10 protein-coding genes are annotated in these 17,730 nt (G+C 64.9%); all 10 read left to right on the top strand.

Annotated features, from left to right (window positions below; genetic code table 11):
• The first annotated feature begins 16 nt into the window (after positions 1 to 16).
• Genes GBEM_RS18630 through GBEM_RS18675 form a run of 10 tightly spaced genes read left to right on the top strand, consistent with a single transcriptional unit; the run spans position 17 to position 17,728 of the window.
• Complete coding sequence (locus GBEM_RS18630) at positions 17 to 769, top strand: cytidylyltransferase domain-containing protein (RefSeq protein WP_012532161.1); 753 nt, start codon at positions 17 to 19, stop codon at positions 767 to 769.
• Complete coding sequence (locus GBEM_RS18635; protein WP_012532162.1) at positions 762 to 1,793, top strand: Gfo/Idh/MocA family protein; 1,032 nt, start codon at positions 762 to 764, stop codon at positions 1,791 to 1,793. Before GBEM_RS18630 ends, GBEM_RS18635 begins: the two co-directional genes overlap by 8 nt.
• Positions 1,781 to 3,022 (top strand): DegT/DnrJ/EryC1/StrS family aminotransferase, encoded by a 1,242-nt coding sequence (locus tag GBEM_RS18640; protein ID WP_012532163.1) that lies wholly within the window; start codon positions 1,781 to 1,783, stop codon positions 3,020 to 3,022. The genes GBEM_RS18635 and GBEM_RS18640 overlap by 13 nt, the downstream gene beginning before the upstream one ends.
• The gene (locus GBEM_RS18645; RefSeq protein WP_012532164.1) at positions 3,019 to 4,023 is read left to right on the top strand and encodes a methyltransferase domain-containing protein; all 1,005 of its coding nucleotides are present in this window, start codon (positions 3,019 to 3,021) and stop codon (positions 4,021 to 4,023) included. The genes GBEM_RS18640 and GBEM_RS18645 overlap by 4 nt, the downstream gene beginning before the upstream one ends.
• A complete protein-coding gene (locus tag GBEM_RS18650; protein WP_012532165.1) occupies positions 4,023 to 5,108 on the top strand; it encodes a hypothetical protein in 1,086 nt (361 codons plus the stop codon). Before GBEM_RS18645 ends, GBEM_RS18650 begins: the two co-directional genes overlap by 1 nt.
• On the top strand, positions 5,098 to 6,147 hold the full coding sequence (locus tag GBEM_RS18655) for a 6-hydroxymethylpterin diphosphokinase MptE-like protein (RefSeq protein ID WP_012532166.1): 1,050 nt from the start codon (positions 5,098 to 5,100) through the stop codon (positions 6,145 to 6,147). The genes GBEM_RS18650 and GBEM_RS18655 overlap by 11 nt, the downstream gene beginning before the upstream one ends.
• A 34-nt stretch (positions 6,148 to 6,181) precedes the next feature.
• Positions 6,182 to 7,741: an AMP-binding protein gene (locus GBEM_RS18660; protein ID WP_012532167.1), complete on the top strand. Its 1,560-nt coding sequence runs from the start codon at positions 6,182 to 6,184 to the stop codon at positions 7,739 to 7,741.
• Positions 7,738 to 9,843 carry a glycosyltransferase gene (locus GBEM_RS20515; protein ID WP_012532168.1) on the top strand — a complete coding sequence of 702 codons (2,106 nt, stop codon included), beginning with the start codon at positions 7,738 to 7,740 and terminating at the stop codon, positions 9,841 to 9,843. The genes GBEM_RS18660 and GBEM_RS20515 overlap by 4 nt, the downstream gene beginning before the upstream one ends.
• A complete protein-coding gene (locus tag GBEM_RS20520; RefSeq protein WP_012532169.1) occupies positions 9,840 to 14,411 on the top strand; it encodes a glycosyltransferase in 4,572 nt (1,523 codons plus the stop codon). The genes GBEM_RS20515 and GBEM_RS20520 overlap by 4 nt, the downstream gene beginning before the upstream one ends.
• On the top strand, positions 14,408 to 17,728 hold the full coding sequence (locus tag GBEM_RS18675; protein ID WP_012532170.1) for an O-linked N-acetylglucosamine transferase family protein: 3,321 nt from the start codon (positions 14,408 to 14,410) through the stop codon (positions 17,726 to 17,728). The genes GBEM_RS20520 and GBEM_RS18675 overlap by 4 nt, the downstream gene beginning before the upstream one ends.
• The last annotated feature ends 2 nt before the right edge of the window (positions 17,729 to 17,730 follow it).

Here is a 17,730-nt window from a genome sequence, read left to right on the forward strand (position 1 = left end):
CAACCGGAGGAGCAAAATGGTTTTTATAGGTGTTATCGAAGCGCGCATGGGATCGAGCCGGCTCCCCGGCAAGACGCTCACGGCAATCACCGGGGAGAAGTCCCTGCTCGAGTGCGTGGTGAAGAGGTTCCGGCTGGCCAAAAACGTCAACGACGTCTGGGTAGCCACCACGGTGGAGGCGGCCGACGACGCAATCGCGGCGTGGTGCGCCGCGAACGGGGTACCCTGCCACCGGGGGTCCGAAATGGACGTGCTGGACCGGGTAACCGGGGCGGTGTGCCGGGCTGGCGCGGACTACCTGGTGCAGATGGGGGCAGATTCCGCCTACCTCGACTTCCAGCTCATCGACCACATGGTGGAGATCGCACGCAACGGGGCCCACGACTACGTCTGCAACGACCTCGAACTCACCTGGCCACTCGGTATCTACGGTCACGTGGTGAAGGTCGAGAAGCTGGTGCAACTGAACACCCGCGAAGACCTGACTACCGAGGACCGCGAAGACGTGGTCCGCTTCATCTGGGAGCATCCGGAGCAGTACGACATCCGGCACCTCACCGCGCCGCCGGAGTTCGCCCACCCCTACCTGCGCTTCACCATCGACTACCCCGAGGACCTGCAGCTCGCCAGGGAAATCTACCAGATCCTCGGAACCTGGAGCTTCACCACCCGCGAACTGATCAGGCTCTCCCAGGAATTCCCGGAGCTCTTCCTGAAGACCAAGGGGCTGGTCCAGCGCTCCGCCCCCTTTATGAAAACCCATGCCTAGCCCCCTGTCCGTCGCCATCATCGGTGCTGGGCAGATAGCCGGCGGCTACGACCTCGCCAAGCTCCCCGGCGACCCGGGCGTTTACACCCACGCCGGTGCCTACCGGGCCGACGGGAGGTTCCGGCTGGCGACCGTTTGCGACCTCGACGCGTCCCGTGCCGAGACCTTCCGGCAGCAATGGAACGTGGAAAGGGCAATCTCGGAGGTCCAGGGTGTGGTGAAAAGCTTCCATGATGTGGTCAGCGTCTGCACCCCCAACGACTATCACTTCGAAGTGGTCACCGACCTGATCCGGAACGGATCCTGCAAAACACTCTTCGTGGAAAAACCGCTGGCCCTGGAGCTGGCGCAGATGGAAGAGGTGGGGAGAATGGCTCAGGAACAAGGGGTGAACGTGGTGGTCAACTTCCAGAGGAGGTTCGACCCGAGCCACCAGGCGATCAGGGAGGACCTTGCGCGCGCGCCCCGCCGCCTGCTCGCAGCCAACTGTTTCTACATCAAGGGGTTGGAGCACATCGGCAGCACCATGATCGACACGCTGATCTTTCTTTTGGGTGAGCCCGAACGGGTGCTCGGCTTCCGGCGCGTCTTCAACCCTGCGGTACGGGAGTACAGCTACGATTTCGCATTGATGTACGAGGATTTCGGCGTCACCGTCAGGACCGCCGACTCGCCCGCAGCGGATTACCACTACCACATCTTCGAGATCGACCTGCTGCTCACCGACCGGCGGGTCACCATCAATGACAACTCCCGCAGCATAGAGACCAGGAGCCTCGGATCCTATGCCTACGGCGGAGTAAACACCCTCAACGACCGCGCGCCGGTGCGCACCGGGACGGGGTACCCGCGCTCCATGTGCGGCTGCGTGGATTACCTGCACCAAGTGACCACCGGCGTCCGCCCGCACACCGTCAACACCCCGGAGGACTCCTGCCGCAGCAAGGTGATCGTGGAGGCGGTCCGCCTATCATACGACCTGGGCCACGCCCTGGATATCGGAGAACACCCATGGAAAAAGTAAGAACCGCGCCGTTTCCCCCCTACAACCCAATCGGAGAGGAGGAGGCCCGTGCCGCCTACTCCGTCGTCGCCAAAGGGATGCTCTCCGACTACATCGCCCGCCCAGGAGAGAAGTTCCTGGGAGGGAGCAAGGTGCAGGAGCTGGAGCGGCGCTGGGCCGAGCACCACGCGGTCAAACACGCGGTCTCCTTCAATACGGCCACCTCAGCGCTTGTCGCGGCCATGGGCGCCTCCGGCGTCCTCCCCGGCGACGAGGTCGTGGTCATGCCGTACAGCATGTGCATCTCGGCCACCGCCCCCCTCTTCTACGACGCGGTGCCGGTATTCGCCGACATCGAGGAGGAGTTCTTCTGCATGGATCCTGCGAGCGTGGCAGCCAAGATCACCCCTCGAACCCGCGCCATCCTCACGGTGGACCTGTTCGGGCAGTCGGCCGAGATGACCGCGTTGAACGAGATCGCACGCAAGCACGACCTGAAGGTGATCTGCGACTCGTCCCACGCCCCCGGCTGCGGCTACAACGGCGGCTTTGCCGGCACCTTCGGGGACATCGGGGTCTACAGCCTGAACCAGCACAAGATCATCCACTGCGGCGAGGGCGGCATCGCCGTCACCAACGACGACGATCTGGCACTTAGGCTGCAACTGATCAGAAACCACGCCGAGGCGGTGGTGAACGAGATGGGATACCGGAACCTGACGAACATGCTGGGGGGGAACTACCGGCTCCCCGAGGTTGAGGCTGCCATTGCCATCGAGCAGTTGAAAAAGCTCCCCCTGCTGCTCAGGCAGCGCATCGAACTCGCCGACTACCTGACCGAGCGGCTTTCCAAACTCGACTACCTCACCCCCCCCAAGGTCCGCGAGGGATCCGAGCACGTCTACTACCTCTACCCGATCCGCTTCCACGAGGAAGCCGCCGGGATCTCCCGCGCCGAGTTCGTGCAAAGGATCAACGAACTAGGGATACCCCTGTACCGGTTCGCGGCGGGCTACATCAAGCCGCTCTACCTGGAGCCGATCTTCGCCGAGCGTGAGCGGTTCAAGAACGGCTTCCCCTACAACCTGCTCCCTGAGGGGGAGCGTCCCGACTACGGCAAGGGGCTCTGCCCGGTGACGGAGAGGATGCACGAGAAGGAACTTATCGTGACCGCCTACAACTACCCGCCGCTCACCAGGTCGGACATGGACGACATCGTGAGTGCCTTCGGGAAGGCGGCCTGCCGGTGAGCCTCAACCACGTCAAGAGCTACAACGAGGAGATACGGCAGTGGCTCATCAAGGTCGCCGCGCTGGCAGCCGCCATCCCCAAGGGGAGCCTCGCGCCGAGAAAGTGCCCGGTCTGCGGCGCCGGCGAAAGCTCCTTTTTCGCCGACAACAGCCATCTCGACTACGTTCGCTGCGGCAACTGCGCCCTTGTCTACATGAACCCGGCCCCCGATGCGGAGCTGGTGGACCAGGGATTTCAGGGCGAGGACGAGCTCTTGATGGAGTATTTCTCCCTGATCAGCAGGTACAAGGGGGGCATTCCGGAAAGGCCGGACCCTGCTGCGGACAACAAGCTCAAGGACATCTACCGGTTCAAGACCTCCGGCAGGCTCCTCGACCTGGGGTGCTCGGTAGGGGATTTCCTGCACAAGGCGAAGCACTTCTACCAGGCGGAGGGGCTCGAAGTCAATCCTTTGACAGCAGCCATCGCGGAGCAGCATTTCACGGTGCACAAGGGGTTCCTGGCGGAGCTCGCCCTGAAACCGGTCTACGACATCGTCACGTTGCACCAGATCCTCTACGGTCTACCCGACCCGGTCGGGTTGCTGCGCGACATCCACCGGATCCTGAAGCAGGACGGGCTTCTCTACATCAACACCCCGAACGCCGACTCCTACGCCGTCGAACTGTACCGCGGCAAGGTGAACCACCTCTACGGCTACACCACTTTGAACCTGTTCAACGAGTCATCCCTTTCGGCCCTCGCAGCCCGCTGCGGTTTCAAGGTCCTCTCCTTGCGCACCGAGTGGCTCGACATCTACCTCTCGGACCTCACCGAGTTCTACGATCATCCCGACCGCTTCATCCACAAGCGCAACTGCCATCTCCCAAACTACGAAAGGAAAATGGCCCAGGAGGACGGGCTGCAGCAGTCGCTCTACCCGGACCTCGGACGACGCGGCAACTACCTCGTCGCCGTACTGGGCAAGGCGGACGGCGTGCCCGGCGCGGAGCGACGATAGTGCCCCGGAAGAGCATCCTTCTCTTCAGTTGCGAGCCCGGGGGCGCCGAGATACTGATCCCGGTGATCCGGCTCCTGCACGCCGAGCCTGCCTACCGGGTGGTGGTCCTGAGCTACGGGCTGGGCGCGCAGCGCTTCGCCGCCCGCGGCGTCGATTTCATTGAGATCCCCCCGGTGCAAAAGAACGACAACGCCGTGCTGGACTCCCACCGCCCAGACTTCCTCATCACCTCGGCAACGAGCCTCCCCGAGCGGGACATGTCGGAAAAAAACCTCTGGCGCAACGCCCGCGCCCGGGGAGTCCCGAGCCTGGCGCTGGTCGACCAGTGGCAAAACTACGCTGTGCGCTTCAGCGGCCCCGGAGAGGGTGAGAGGCTCGCCTACCTGCCTGATTTCATTAACTGTATCGACGAAGTGGGCGCCGTCGAGATGATCCGGGAGGGGTTCCAGCCGGGGATGCTGGTCCGCTTCGGGCACCCCTCGCTTTCCCAGCTGCGGCGGCAGGCCCGCAACTTGCAGAGAGAGGAGATCAGGCGACGGCTTGGGATACCGGCGACGCAGCAGGTAGCACTCTTCGTTTCCGAGGCGATCCGTGAGCACTACGGACGCAGCCGAGGGTACGACCAGTACGATTCACTCGGGCTCTTTCTCGACCTAGTCGCCGACTCCGGCACCGGGATTAAGCCGGTGATCAAACTGCACCCCAAGGATGAAGCGTCCCTGTTCGATCCGATGCTGCGCAGCAGGAACCTGCAGCCTCTCATGATCGCCAACGAGCTCAGCTCCCTGGAATGCATCGCGCTTGCCGACCGGGTCTACGGCATGACCTCCATCATGCTCATCGAGGCGTACCTGCTCGGCAAGCCGGTACTTTCACTGCAACCAGGCCTCGCGGTCGAGGACCCGCTGGTCCTTTCCCGGCACGGCATGGTCCCCCGGCTGGGCACTCCGGAGCAGGCGATGACGGCAGCGACCGAAACACCCCCTTTGCTGTCTTTAAAAGTCGAGTTCGAGATCGACCGTTTTTTGCAATTCATCCGAGACGTCGTTACAAACGCAAAGGGAAAGAGCCACTATGCAGCTTGATGACATCCTCCTGAAGAACGCGCCCCTGAAAAACCTGCACGCCGGCAAAAGGTGCTTCATCGTTGGGAACGGGCCTTCTATTAAATCCCAGGACCTCACCCTTCTGAAGGACGAGGTGACCATCGTGGTGTCGTCCTTTTTCCGGCACCCCGACGCGAAGCTCATCGATCCCGCCTACTGGGTCATCGCCGATCCAGGCTTCTGGATGAGGCCGGAAGAGACCTTCTACCCCGCCCTGCAGTTCGCGCAGGACAAGTGCGTAAGCCCGAAGCTCTTTTTCCCCTCCGGCGCCTTCCCGTTTCTGTGCCAGACCAACCCGGGGCCGCTTATTGACCTGCACTTCTACCACTACGACGAAACCCGGAGCATCGAGGCGCCCCTCGATTTTTCCACCGGCATCCTCCCCTTCGGCCAGAACGTGGTGATCGTCAGCCTGATGCTCGCATTCCACCTCGGGTGCAACCCGATCTACTTCGTCGGGTGCGACCACGACTTCATGCGGGTCACAGAGGCAGAGTACGAGAACCAGCGGGTGGAGCACTTCTATCCCGAGTCGAAAAAATGCGTCGACTATCTGACCTGGAACCAGTGGCGGGGAGCCATGGCAATGATGGACTACCAGTACCAGCAGCTCAACAACTATGCCCGGATCTGGGGCTTCAACGTCTTCAACGCGACGGCAGGCGGATGTCTCGACCATTACCCGCGGGTCAACTACGAGTCCCTCTTCCTCAGTGACACGCCCAGTGCGCCCGCTTGCGACCCCCGGGAACCGTTCCGGCTCATTCAGGCGGCCCAAGCGCTTATGAAGGCCGAGGATTACAAGACAGCCCTGGACCTGCTCGACCAGGCCATGGCCCGGAACTTGAACCGCTTGGAGCGGGTGGAAGGGCTTTACTACCACAAGGCGATCTGCCTGACGAGCCTCGGCAGAGTCCATGAGGCGCTCATCTGGGCTCGCCAGGACCTCCTTTGCAACCCAGGGAACGAGGCGAACGCGCAACCCCTTATACGAAGACTCGAGGGCTTCCTCAGCTGACAAAGGAACTTGCCTCACGCCTAAAGGAGACGGTATGGACGCAGCAGCCTCACACGGAACCACGGTTCACCAATATATGGAGTATTTCGTGCGGCAAGACCCCGACGCGCTCTGCTGTTCCTTGCGCGTCAAAGGGGCCTGGGCAGATTACTCACGCCTCGAATTCTGGGACCACGTCTGCCGGTATGCCACTCTCTTCTTAGATCTAGAGCACCAGAGCGTCATCCTCTTCGCCAAGAAGCTCGACATCCACCTGCTGACCGCCTACATCGGAGCCATGAAGGCGGGGCATCTTCCGGCGCAGGTCAGTTTCCCGTCGGCAAAAGTCAACGAAACCGAATATCGGAAGAAGATCGACCACATCAGGGAGATCACCCGGTTCGGGGCGGTCTTCACCGAGGCGGAGGAAAATCACCTGCAGAAGTACCTCGGCTCGGAGCTGGTATTTACCCCCGCCTGCGAACCGGCCGAAGGGCGCGCCCTCCCCGCAGCGGCGGCAAACCCCGAGAACGCGCTGATCCAGTTCTCCTCCGGTTCCACGGGGCTGCAAAAGGGTGTGATCCTCACCCACGAGGCGGTGGTCGAGCACATGCAAAGCTACGCCTCCAGCCTGAGGGTCGGGAAGGGGGACGCCATCGCCACCTGGCTTCCCCTCTACCACGACATGGGGCTCATCGCCTGCTACCTGATGCCGCTCATGACCGGGATCCCCTTCTATCAGCTCGACCCCTTCGACTGGATCATGCAGCCGGACCTCCTGCTCCAGTTGATCGAGGAGAGAAGGCCCACCATCTGCTACCTCCCGAACTTCACCTACCAGGTGCTGGCCAATAAGGGGAAGGTGCGGGATCTCTCCAGCGTCAGGCTCTGGATCAACTGCTCGGAGCCGGCGCGGGCCAAGAGCCACCAGATGTTCGCCCAACGCTTCCCAAGCGTGAGGCGCGACGCGCTCACCGTCTGCTACGCCCTTGCCGAGAACACCTTCGCCGCGACGCAGACGCTCCCCTGGGAGGGGAATTCGACCAAGGTGCATCCCACCCGCAACGTCCTCTCCTGCGGCAAGCCGATCCCCGGCGTCGAGGTGCGCATCTTCGATGCGATGGAGAACGGCGACGGCGAGATGGGGCTGCGCTCGCCGTTTCTCTACCACCGCTTCCTGGACGGGACGCGGCCGCTCAGGGACGGCTTCTGCCTGACCGGTGACCTGGGCTTCATCGGGGAAGACGGCGAGGTCTACATCACCGGGCGCAAGAAGGACATCATCATCGTGCACGGCAAGAACATCTATCCGCAGGACGTCGAGTACGTCGCCTCGGAGGCCCCGGGCGCATACTCCGGGCGCACCGTCTGCTTCGGGATCTGGGACGACGAGATCGGGAGCGAGGAGCTCTACGTCATCGTGGAACGCGAGAGCACTGCGAACCCGACCGCCATCAAGATCGCCGTGCAGAAAGCGGTCATGGAGGAGGTGGGGACGGTGCCGAAGAGGGTCGAGGTGGTGGAGCATATGACGCTGGTCAAGACCTCGAGCGGCAAGATCTCCCGCTCCCGCAACAAGGAACTCTACCAGGGCAAAGGTTTCCAACTTCTATGATCATCATCGGCAACTCCAACGTGAACACCTTCAAACAGCAGGGGGTCGTCGCCGCGACCGACGCCGAGAAGGTCTCGGTGCTCTGGGTGGGCGCCCTTACCGCCTCGGACTTCCGCACCGACCACCCGGCGGCGCACAAGGTGCGCGCCATCTTCTCCGGCAACAAGGAGTGGAAGTTCCTGAGCATCGGGACCCACGACATCCACGAACTCTGCGCCGCCGCCGCGATGCAGCGGCTGGACGAGGCCTTCGCCAACCTGAACGAGTTCTACAGGAAGCTCTTCCGCGAGTTCGCCGCCTCGGGGAACTTCGGCTGGCTCATCTTCCCCTTCCCCGCGCAAGAGATCACCTTACCCAACGTCACTGCCGATGAGATCCTCGGCATCGCGAGTAACTTCTACAACCAGATCAAAAAGTGGTGCCAGGAGGAGGGGATCCCGGTCATCGACCCGCACCAGCGGATCCTCGGCGCCGACGGCCAGCCCCTGCCGCACCTGCTGCAAAAAGACGGCATCCACCTGAACGTGGAGGCGGCCCGGATCTACCTGGAGGAGATCTCCGCCTTGACCGGGACGCCGCTTCGGTTCCAGGGGGAAGGCCCCGTTTTCGAGCCTGCCGACGAGCCGGAATCGTTCGCATCGCTGCTACTGAACGCGCTCGACGTCCCCCACCGGCGCGGGGCGAACCTGGATGGGCTAGAGGAGCGCCTGATCGGATTCGTGGGGGAGCTTTTGCGCGGCAAGGGGCTGGAACTCGAGGTCGACGCGGAGACGGAGCTGGTCGACTCGGGGCTGCTCGACTCCCTGAACCTCGTCGAGACCTACACCTTCGCCGTGAACAGCGTCGGGATGGAGATCGTCTACGACGTCGACCTGAGAACGCTCGACACGGTGCAAAAGATCTGCTGCTTCATCGCCGAACATGGGGGCGGCGAGGAGCCCGACGGTCCCACCTTCGAGGATTTCATCACTTCCATGCGGGGGGATTTCTGCGACCCCGCCCAAAGAGACGCCATCGAGGCGGCCGACTACCGGATCGCCACCATGAATAAAGAGCGGGTGCAGGAGTTCATCCGCCACTTCGAGATCGTCTCCTACAGCTTCAACTGCAACTACGGAATCATCTACTTCTGGCTTTCGCTCTTCGCCGCCAACAACCGCAACTACGGCACCGCGCTCGAGCTTTTGCGCCACGGCAGCACCGCCGATCTGGTCTACCCGGTGACCGGGGAGCACGTGCAGCACTACCTCGAGCGCTGGGAGAAGCTCCAAAACCTCGGCAGTGCGGCGCCGCAGCAAGAGGTGGCGCGGCAGCAAGAGGTGGCGCCGCAGCAAGCCGTGTTGCCGCCGCGCATCTCCGTGGTGATCCCGTCCTACAACTACGGCCGCTACCTCGAGACCTGCCTGGATTCGATCCTGTCCCAGAACTACCCGAACCTGGAGCTCCTGGTCCTGGACGGCGGGAGCAGCGACAACACCGTCGAGATACTCAAGCGCTACGACAAGCACTTAGCCTTCTGGCGCAGCTGCCCCGACGCCGGGCAGTACAGCGCCATCGAAGAGGGACTGAACCGGGCAAGCGGCGAGATCATGACCTGGCTCAATGCCGACGACATGTTCCACCCCGGCGCCTTCGACGCCGTCTCCCGCATCTTCATGACCTCCGCCGAGGTGGAGTGGCTCATGGGCAGGCCCAACAGCTTTGACGAGGCGGGGAGGCAAAAGCACGTGCACAGCTACCTTCCGCTCAACTCGCGCGCCAAGTACCTGGCGGACGAGGAGTTCATCCAGCAGGAGGGGGTTTTCTGGCGCCGCGGGCTCTGGGAAAGAAGCGGGGCCTGCATCGACCGGGAGCTGCCGCTTGCGGCCGATCTGGAGCTTTGGGCCCGCTTCTTCAGAAGCGCCAGGCTCTTCTCGGTAGACGCGCTCATCGCCGGTTTCCGCGACCACCCGTTGCAGAAATCCAAGGACAAGGCTGGTTACACGGCCGAGGCGAACCGGGTGCTGGCGCGGGAAAAGGCGCTCTTCGTGCGCGAGCCGCGCCCCTTCTCTCCCCCCGCACCGCTCCCCATCCTCCTGGACGGGGACAAGGTCATCCTGTGAAGGGCTCCGGGAAAAAGTACCTGGTCTCCGCCATCGTCTCCACCTATAAGGCGGAACGCTTCCTGCGCGGCAAGCTTGAGGACCTGGAGGCGCAGACCATAGCGGGCGAGCTGGAGATAGTCGTCATCGATTCGGGCTCGCCCGAAAACGAGCGCGCCATCGTGGAGGAGTTCCAGAAGCGCTATGACAACATCCGCTACCTCCGAACCAAGGAGCGCGAGACGGTGTACCAGGCCTGGAACCGCGGCATCCGCATGGCGACCGGCGAGTTCGTCACCAACGCCAACACGGACGACCGCCTCAGAAACGACGCCTACGAGGTCCTGGCGCGCACGCTCAGGGAGCACCCGGAGCGCGTGCTCTCCTACCCGGACATGCGCATCACGAAGCAGGAGAACGCCACCTTTGACCGGCACGCCTCCTTCGGCTTCCGGGACTGGCCCGAGTTCGACCGGCTGAACCTCCTGGAGCTCTGCTGCGTCGGGCCCTTCCCGCTTTGGAGGCGCTCGCTGCACGAAAAGATCGGCTACTTCGACGAGCGCTTCAAAAGCGCCGCAGACTACGAATTCTGGCTGCGCGCCGCACTTCAGTACGACTTCATCCACGTCCCCGAGTTCCTGGGGCTTTACTGGCTTTCGGAGGAGACCGTATCGAGGAGGGGGGATCTCCCCACTCTCGAATACCTGGAGGTGCAGAAGGAGTACCGTGCGCGTTTCGCGCCAGTCACCCCTCCCCCTGTGGAACCGACGGCCGGGGAGTGGGACGCCTTCCACGCCCTGACAACGCGCCTGAAAGCTGGGGACGCCACGGTGCTCCCCGAACTGGAGCGCTTCAACGCAAACCACCCGCGCGCCGCAGCCCCCCACCTGGAGCTGGCCCGGATCTACTACCGTATGGGAGAGATCGGCTACGCCAAGAAGCACTTCGAGAAGGCCTCCATCGTTGATCCCTTTTCCAAGACATACCGCGACAGCCTCATCTCCTTCATGAAAAGCGAGTTGTACCAGGCGCTGCAGCACCAGACCGCCGTGCTGAGTGCGAACCCCGACGACCTGGAAGCGCACCTTTGCGCCGGGATGACCCTCATCCTGATGGATCGCCACCAAGCGGCCCTGGAGCACTACCGGCGCGCCCTGGAAATCAGCCCGGGGAACGCTCTCGCCGTGGAAAACATCTCCTTCGTGGAACGCCAGTTGCTCCAAGAAAAGCCCGGCAGTTACTACGCCTGCAAGCGCCCCGAGGTGCGGCGTCTGGTGAGCCGCCGCGCGCGCCGGGTGCTGGACGTGGGGTGCGCCGCGGGAGAACTGGGACAGGCCCTGAAGAAGCGACAGGGAGCCGAGGTCTGGGGGGTGGAGCCCAACGGCGTGGCGGCGGCGGCAGCTAGCCGGGCACTGGACCGGGTGTTGGAGGCGACCATCGAAGATGCGCTCTCCTCTTTGCCGCAGGGGCATTTCGACAGCATCGTCGCCGGCGACGTCCTGGAGCATCTGGTCGACCCGGAACGTGTGTTGCACGAGCTGTCCGGGAAGCTCACCTCGTCCGGCGAAATCATCGTCTCCCTCCCCAACGTCAGGCACTGGAGCGTGGTGCAGGGGCTTTTGGAGGGGTCGTGGGAGTACGCCGACGCTGGGATCCTGGACCGGACCCACCTCAGGTTCTTCACTCGGAAAAGTGCCGTCGCGCTCTTCGAAGCGACGGGGTACGCCGTGGAGAGCGTGGAGCCGATAGCCCTTTCCGGCGACGAGGGAATGCCGAAGGCGCTCTTAAAGGCGCTAGCCGAGGGAGGTGTGCTGGAATCGACCCTCGCGGAGGAGAGCGCCGCCTACCAGTACCTGTTCCGCCTGGCCCCCAAGGCCTCCCGGCTCACCTCCATCGTCATCCTCACCTGGAACGAGCTCTCCTGCACCCGCGAGTGCCTGGAGAGCATACAGAGGTACACCCCCGAGCCGCACGAGGTGATCCTGGTGGACAACGGCTCCAGCGACGGGACCATCCCCTTCCTGCGCGAGTTCTGCGCGGGAAAAGAGAACTACCGCCTCATCGAGAACGGCAAGAACCTCGGCTTCGCCGCGGGGTGCAACATCGGCATGCGCGCAGCCCGGGGGGGGCATGTCCTGCTTCTCAACAACGACACCGTGGTGACCCGCGGCTGGCTTTCCGGCATGATCGAGGCGCTTCAGCGCGACCCCAAGGCGGGAATCGTCGGCCCCATGACCAACGAGATCGCGGGGCCGCAGAAGCTCGCCCAGGTCCCCTACCGCGGCATGGAAGAGCTGCAGGCCTTCGCGGAGCGCTTCAGAAGCGAGCACTACGGGCGCCGCATCGAGGTCGACCGCGTGGTCGGCTTCTGCATGCTCTTCACCCGCGAGCTGCTGGAGACGGTAGGGGAATTGGACGAGCGCTTCGGCTCCGGCAACTTCGAGGACGACGACTTCTGCCTGAGGGCTGCACTTGCCGGGTACCGCTGCCTCATCGCCGGCGACGTCTTCATCCACCACTACGGCAGCCGCTCCTTCGCCGGCAACCGGGTGGACTACGCGGCCGCCATGTGGAAGAACCGCAAGGCCTTCGACGCCAAGTGGGACTTAGCAGCGCTGGAGCAGGGGACGGCGGCGCGGGTGGTGACCCACAACGCGATGTTGAGGGGGGCGAAACTCGCCCGCCGCGGGAAACTGAACGACGCGGTGGAACTGATGCTGCAGGAGGGTATCCGCTTCTCCCCCGCCTCCCCCGCCCCCTACCTGGCGCTCGCCGGGATCCTTTGCGAGGCGGGGAACTGGCGCGAGGCCCTGGAGGTCTTGGAGCAGGTCCCGGCCGGCTGCGAGCTGGACGCGGCCCTGATGCGGGGGCGCGCCTTCAAGGAATCGGGGGAACCGGCGCAGGCTGTCGAAGCCGCCAAGCAGGCCGAGGGGATCGACCCGGAGGCCCCGGGAACGCTCCATCTCAATGGGGTGCTGGCGCTCTCCCAGGGGGAAGCCGAGAAGGGGGAGGAACTCTTGCGGCGCGCCATCACCGCCGACCCCGGGTTCGCCCTCCCCTACGGCGCCCTGGCCCAAACAGCCTGGGAGCGAGGCGAGCGCGAACAGGGGGTGAGGCTCGCCGAACTCGCCTTTGTGCTGTCACCCTTGGAACTCTCCGCGCTCGGCCGCTACCACGAATTCGCCACCGCCTGCGGCCAGCTTCCCCGCGAGGAGGAGTTGTTGCGGGAAGCCTTAGAGATCCACCGGGACCACAAGGGGCTCTCTTACGGCCTGATCGAGCTCCTGATCCGCAACGGACGCTACGGCGAGGCGATGACGGAGATCGAGCGCGGCGCCGCCCGCTTCGGGCTCGACGACGGGAGCATCGACGCCGCGCTGCAGATAAGGAAACTGGCCGGGCCTCCCCTTCCCTGCGCCAGCGGCAAGGGGAGCGTTTCGCTTTGCATGATCGTCAAGGACGAGGCGAGGCACCTCCCCGCCGTCCTCGACTCGGTGCGGGGGTTGGCCGACGAGCTGATAGTGGTCGACACCGGCTCCAGCGACCGCAGCTGCGACATCGCCCGAATCTTCGGGGCCAGGCTCTTCAGCTTCCCCTGGAACGGCAGCTTCGCCGACGCCCGCAACTTCTCCCTTGCCCAGGCGCTGGGGGAGTGGATCCTGGTGCTCGACGCGGACGAGGTGATAGCGGCCGAAGACGTGGCACCGCTCAAGGAGCTGGCGCAAAGGACGGCCCTTCCCACCGCCTTCTCCTTCACCACGAGGAATTACACCCACGAGGTGACCCGCCGCAACTGGAGCGCCAACGCGGGGGAATACCCCGCCGAGGAGGAGGGGCGCGGCTGGACCCCGAGCGACAAGGTGAGGTTCTTCCCGAACGACCCGGCGCTTCGCTTCGAGGGGGCGGTGCACGAGCTGGTGGAGCCGTCGGTGCTCCATCGCGGCCTCCCCATCCACGCCTGCGACGTCCCGGTGCACCACTACGGAAAGCTCGACGCCGAGCGCTGCGCTAAGAAGCAGGAGGCGTACTACCTCCTGGGGCTGAAGAAGCTGGAAGAGGACGGGGGGTCGGTGGAGGCGCTCACCGAGCTGGCGCGCCAGGCGACCGAGCTGGACCGGGGCGAGGAGGCGCAAAGGCTCTGGCACCGGCTTTTGCAGGTGCATCCGGAGAACGCGGAGGCCTACCTCAACCTGGGGTACCTGCAGCTAAACGCCGGGGAGTACCCGAAGGCGCGGGAAAGCGCGCTCAAGGGGGCCCAGTTGGCACCCGGGATGAAGGAGGCCGCCTTCAACCTGGCCAAGTGCGAGCTCTTTTTGGGGAACACGGAAAAGGCGCGTGAGAGCTGCCGCGAGATGCTGGAGAAATGGCCGGATTACCCCCCGGCCCTGTCGCTTTCCTGCGTCTGCCTCCTGCTGCAGGGGGAGAAGGCCCAGGCGGAAAAACTTTTGCAAAGGCTCGCCGCCATGCGCTTCGACTGCGCCGATTTCCTGAAAGAGTACGCGGCCGGGCTCCAGAAGGGGGAGCATGCCGATCTCGCCCTCCCGCTCATGGAGCTTGCCCGCGGCATCTCCGGCGGGGCCTCCCCGTGACGGCGCCCGAGAGCGCACGCGAGCTTTTCCTGGCGGGGAACGCGCTTTTCGGCGCGGGGGACCTCTCCGGCGCGTCGGAGTGCTACCGGCGCGCCCTGCAGCTCGATCCCGGCTACGCCGAGGCGTGCTTCAACCTGGGGTGCACCCTGGACCGCCTGTCCGGCCCCGCCGAGGCGCTGCCCCACTTAGCGCGCGCCGTCGAGCTGTCGCCTGAGTGGAGCCGGGCCCGCGGCAGCCTGGGTTTCGCCCTGGCCCGTCTCGGCCGCATGGGGGAGGCAGCCTCGGAATTGGCCGCAGCCGTCCGGCTCGACCCCGGCGACCCCGGGCTCTCGAACAACCTGGGGCTCGCCCTCTCGGCGCTTTCCCGGGGCGAGGAGGCGAAGGACGCCTTCGAGGAGGCGATCCGCCTCGACCCGCTCTACGCCGAGCCCCACAACAACCTCTCCATCCTCTTCGAGCGTTTCGGGGAGAGCGCGCACGCCATAGCGGCCGCCCTTGAGGCGCTCCGGCTGAAGCCGGAATTCCCCGAGGCGCACCTGAACCTCGCCAACGCCCTCAAGTCCCAGGGGAGGCATCAGGAGGCGATCGCCCACTACCGTGAGGCGCTGAGGCTTCGCCCCGACTACCCCGAAGCGGAAAGCTCGCTTCTCTTCGCGCTTCTTTACCCCGCACACACCCCCGAGGAGGAGCTCTTCGCCGAGCACGCAGCCTTCGGGGCCCGCTGCCGCTTCGCAGCACCCAGGCACCTGAACGACCCGGACCCGGAGCGCCCGCTGAAGCTCGGCTATCTCTCCGCCGACTTCCGGGAGCACGCCGTGGCCCGCTTCATCGAGCCGGTCTTGGCCCGCCACGACCGGGCCCTGTTCCAGGTCTATTGCTACTCGAACGTCCCGGTCCCGGACCAAAGAAGCGAGAAGCTGGCCTCCATGGCCGACTGTTTCCGGAACATAGCCGGGATGACGGACCAAAAGGTCGAGGAGCTGGTGCGCGCGGACGGGATCGACATCCTGGTGGACCTCTCCGGGCACAGCGCGGGAAACCGCCTTCCCGTCTTCGCCCGCAGGCCCGCGCCGGTACAGGTCACCTGGCTCGGCTACCCCTTCAGCACCGGGCTCGATGCCATCGATTACCGCATCACCGACGCCGTCTGCGACCCCCCGGGCGAGACCGAGCGCTACCACAGCGAGGAGCTCTTGCGGCTTCCCGGAACCTTCTCCTGCTTTCTCCCCCCCGATGATGCGCCCCCCCCGGGGCCGGCGCCCTGCATCACCAGCGGCAGGGTCACCTTCGGCTCCTTCAACAACCCGGCGAAGATCACCCCGGAGACGGTGCTCCTTTGGTCCGGGGTGCTGCGCGCGGTCCCGGGCTCCCAACTCCTCTTGAAGGGGTATTCGCTCGCCTGCGCCGAGACGAGGCTGCGCCTGGAGGAGACCTTCGCCGGGCACGGCATCGAACGCGAACGGCTGGAGCTTCTGGGTAACACCCCCTCCTATCGGGACCACCTGTCGCTCTACGACCGGGTCGACATCGCCCTGGACAGCTACCCCTACAACGGCACGACTACCACCTGCGAGGCGCTCTGGATGGGGGTCCCGGTGGTGACGCTGGCGGGCTCCGCCCACCGCTCGCGTGTGGGTGCCAGCATTTTGCAGGCGCTGGGGCTTGAGGGGCTGGTGGCGCACGAGGCGCGCAAGTTCGTGGTACTCGCCCAGGCTTTGGCCGGGGACCGGGAGAGGCTCTCCGGCCTGCGGACCACGCTGCGGCAGACCATGGCCGCCTCCCCCCTCACCGACGGCGCCTCCTTCACCCGCCATCTGGAAAAGGCCTGGCGCGACATCTGGGGGAGGTGGTGCCGCAGCCATCCGGCCCAGGCGCCGGACCCCGCGGTGCAGGGGGCGCAGTACCTGCAGCACGGCAGGCTCGACCGGGCGCTCTCGCAGTTCCTGATACCTTTGCGCGGCGGGGAGAGGAGCACCCTCGGGGGTATTCAGGAGGCGCTCCGCCTGCAGCTGGCGGCGGACCAGGCGCGCGCGCTGGCACTAGACGACCCGCTGGCCTTCCGGGAGGAGGAGCCGGAGCATTTGGGCAGCGAGACCCTGGCCGAGACGGCCGAACTTCTGGTTGCCGCCGGCTTTGTGACGCCGGCAGAGCTCATCTGCCGCTACCTGGGCGACCGCGGCTGCCTGAGCCCCCGGGTGAGCCGCACCTTGGCCGAGGTGGCGCTCGCCATTGGGAAGCCTGAAGTCGCGGTACGCGAATTCGAACACGCCCAGGCTGCAGGTGACCGCTCCCGCGCCACCCGCATCAAGCTGGTGAAGGCGCAGGAGGCGGAGCGGCTCTCCCCACCTCCGGAGAGAGGGGAGCGCTTTCTTCTCATCAAGGCCTGGGGATACGGTTTCTGGAGCGACGTGAACATGCTCTTGGGGCAGTGCCTCTTGGCGGAGATCACCGGGCGGGTCCCGGTGGTGCACTGGGGGGGAAATTCACTTTTCTCCGACGATCCCGGGAAAAACGCCTTTCTGAGCTTCTTCCTCCCCTTCAACGGCACCGGCATCGGCGAGCTCGCCGCCCGCGCGCGGAGCTTCTATCCCCCCAAGTGGAACCGGGAGAACCTCCTTTTGGACGAGCTCAACAAGGAGGAGGGGCCCTGGTCCCGCTTTTCCTCCCTCTACGCCCTGGAGCGCGGCGAGGAGGTGGTGGTAGGGGATTTCCATTACGGCGTGAATGATCTCATCCCCTGGATCCCGCCGGAGCACCCGCTTTACGGGCTCGACCAGGACGCGCTCTGCCTGCAGCTTTACCGGCGCTACCTAAGGCCTAAGCCTGAGCTGGAGCAGCGCGCCGAGGCCTTCTTCAACCGGGAGTTCTCAGGCCGCCCCGTGCTGGCGCTCCACGTCCGCGGCGGGGACAAGGGGGGAGAAGATCCCGGCCTTCACCGGCTGAACGCCCTCTATCACCCACGGATCGAGCGCTTCCTTAGCGAGGAGCGGGAGGGGCGCCTTTTCCTTCTCACCGACGACGAGAAGCTCCTCTCCTCCTACAGGGAGCGCTACGGGGACCGACTCTCCCACACCGTCTCGACCCGCACCGGCTCCAGCCTCGGGGTGCATTACCAGGAGCAGGCGGACCGCAGGGCGCTGGGCGAGGAAGTGCTAGTCGACGCGCTGATTGCCTCGCGCTGCCACCTTTTCCTCGGCAACGGCTTTTCCAACGTCTCCCTGGCGGTGGCCCAGATGAAGCAGTGGGAGCCGGGGAGCTGCGTCCTTTTTGGCGCCCGGCTGGACCGGGTCCGGCAGATGACCCTCTACAGGAGCTGAGC

Source organism: Citrifermentans bemidjiense Bem, from assembly GCF_000020725.1.
Classification (GTDB): domain Bacteria; phylum Desulfobacterota; class Desulfuromonadia; order Geobacterales; family Geobacteraceae; genus Geomonas; species Geomonas bemidjiensis.

Coding starts and splice junctions, on each gene's coding strand:
- GBEM_RS18630 (WP_012532161.1), top strand. CDS start 17: ATGGTTTTTATAGGTGTTATCGAAGCGCGCATGGGATCGAGCCGGCTC.
- GBEM_RS18635 (WP_012532162.1), top strand. CDS start 762: ATGCCTAGCCCCCTGTCCGTCGCCATCATCGGTGCTGGGCAGATAGCC.
- GBEM_RS18640 (WP_012532163.1), top strand. CDS start 1,781: ATGGAAAAAGTAAGAACCGCGCCGTTTCCCCCCTACAACCCAATCGGA.
- GBEM_RS18655 (WP_012532166.1), top strand. CDS start 5,098: ATGCAGCTTGATGACATCCTCCTGAAGAACGCGCCCCTGAAAAACCTG.
- GBEM_RS18660 (WP_012532167.1), top strand. CDS start 6,182: ATGGACGCAGCAGCCTCACACGGAACCACGGTTCACCAATATATGGAG.
- GBEM_RS20515 (WP_012532168.1), top strand. CDS start 7,738: ATGATCATCATCGGCAACTCCAACGTGAACACCTTCAAACAGCAGGGG.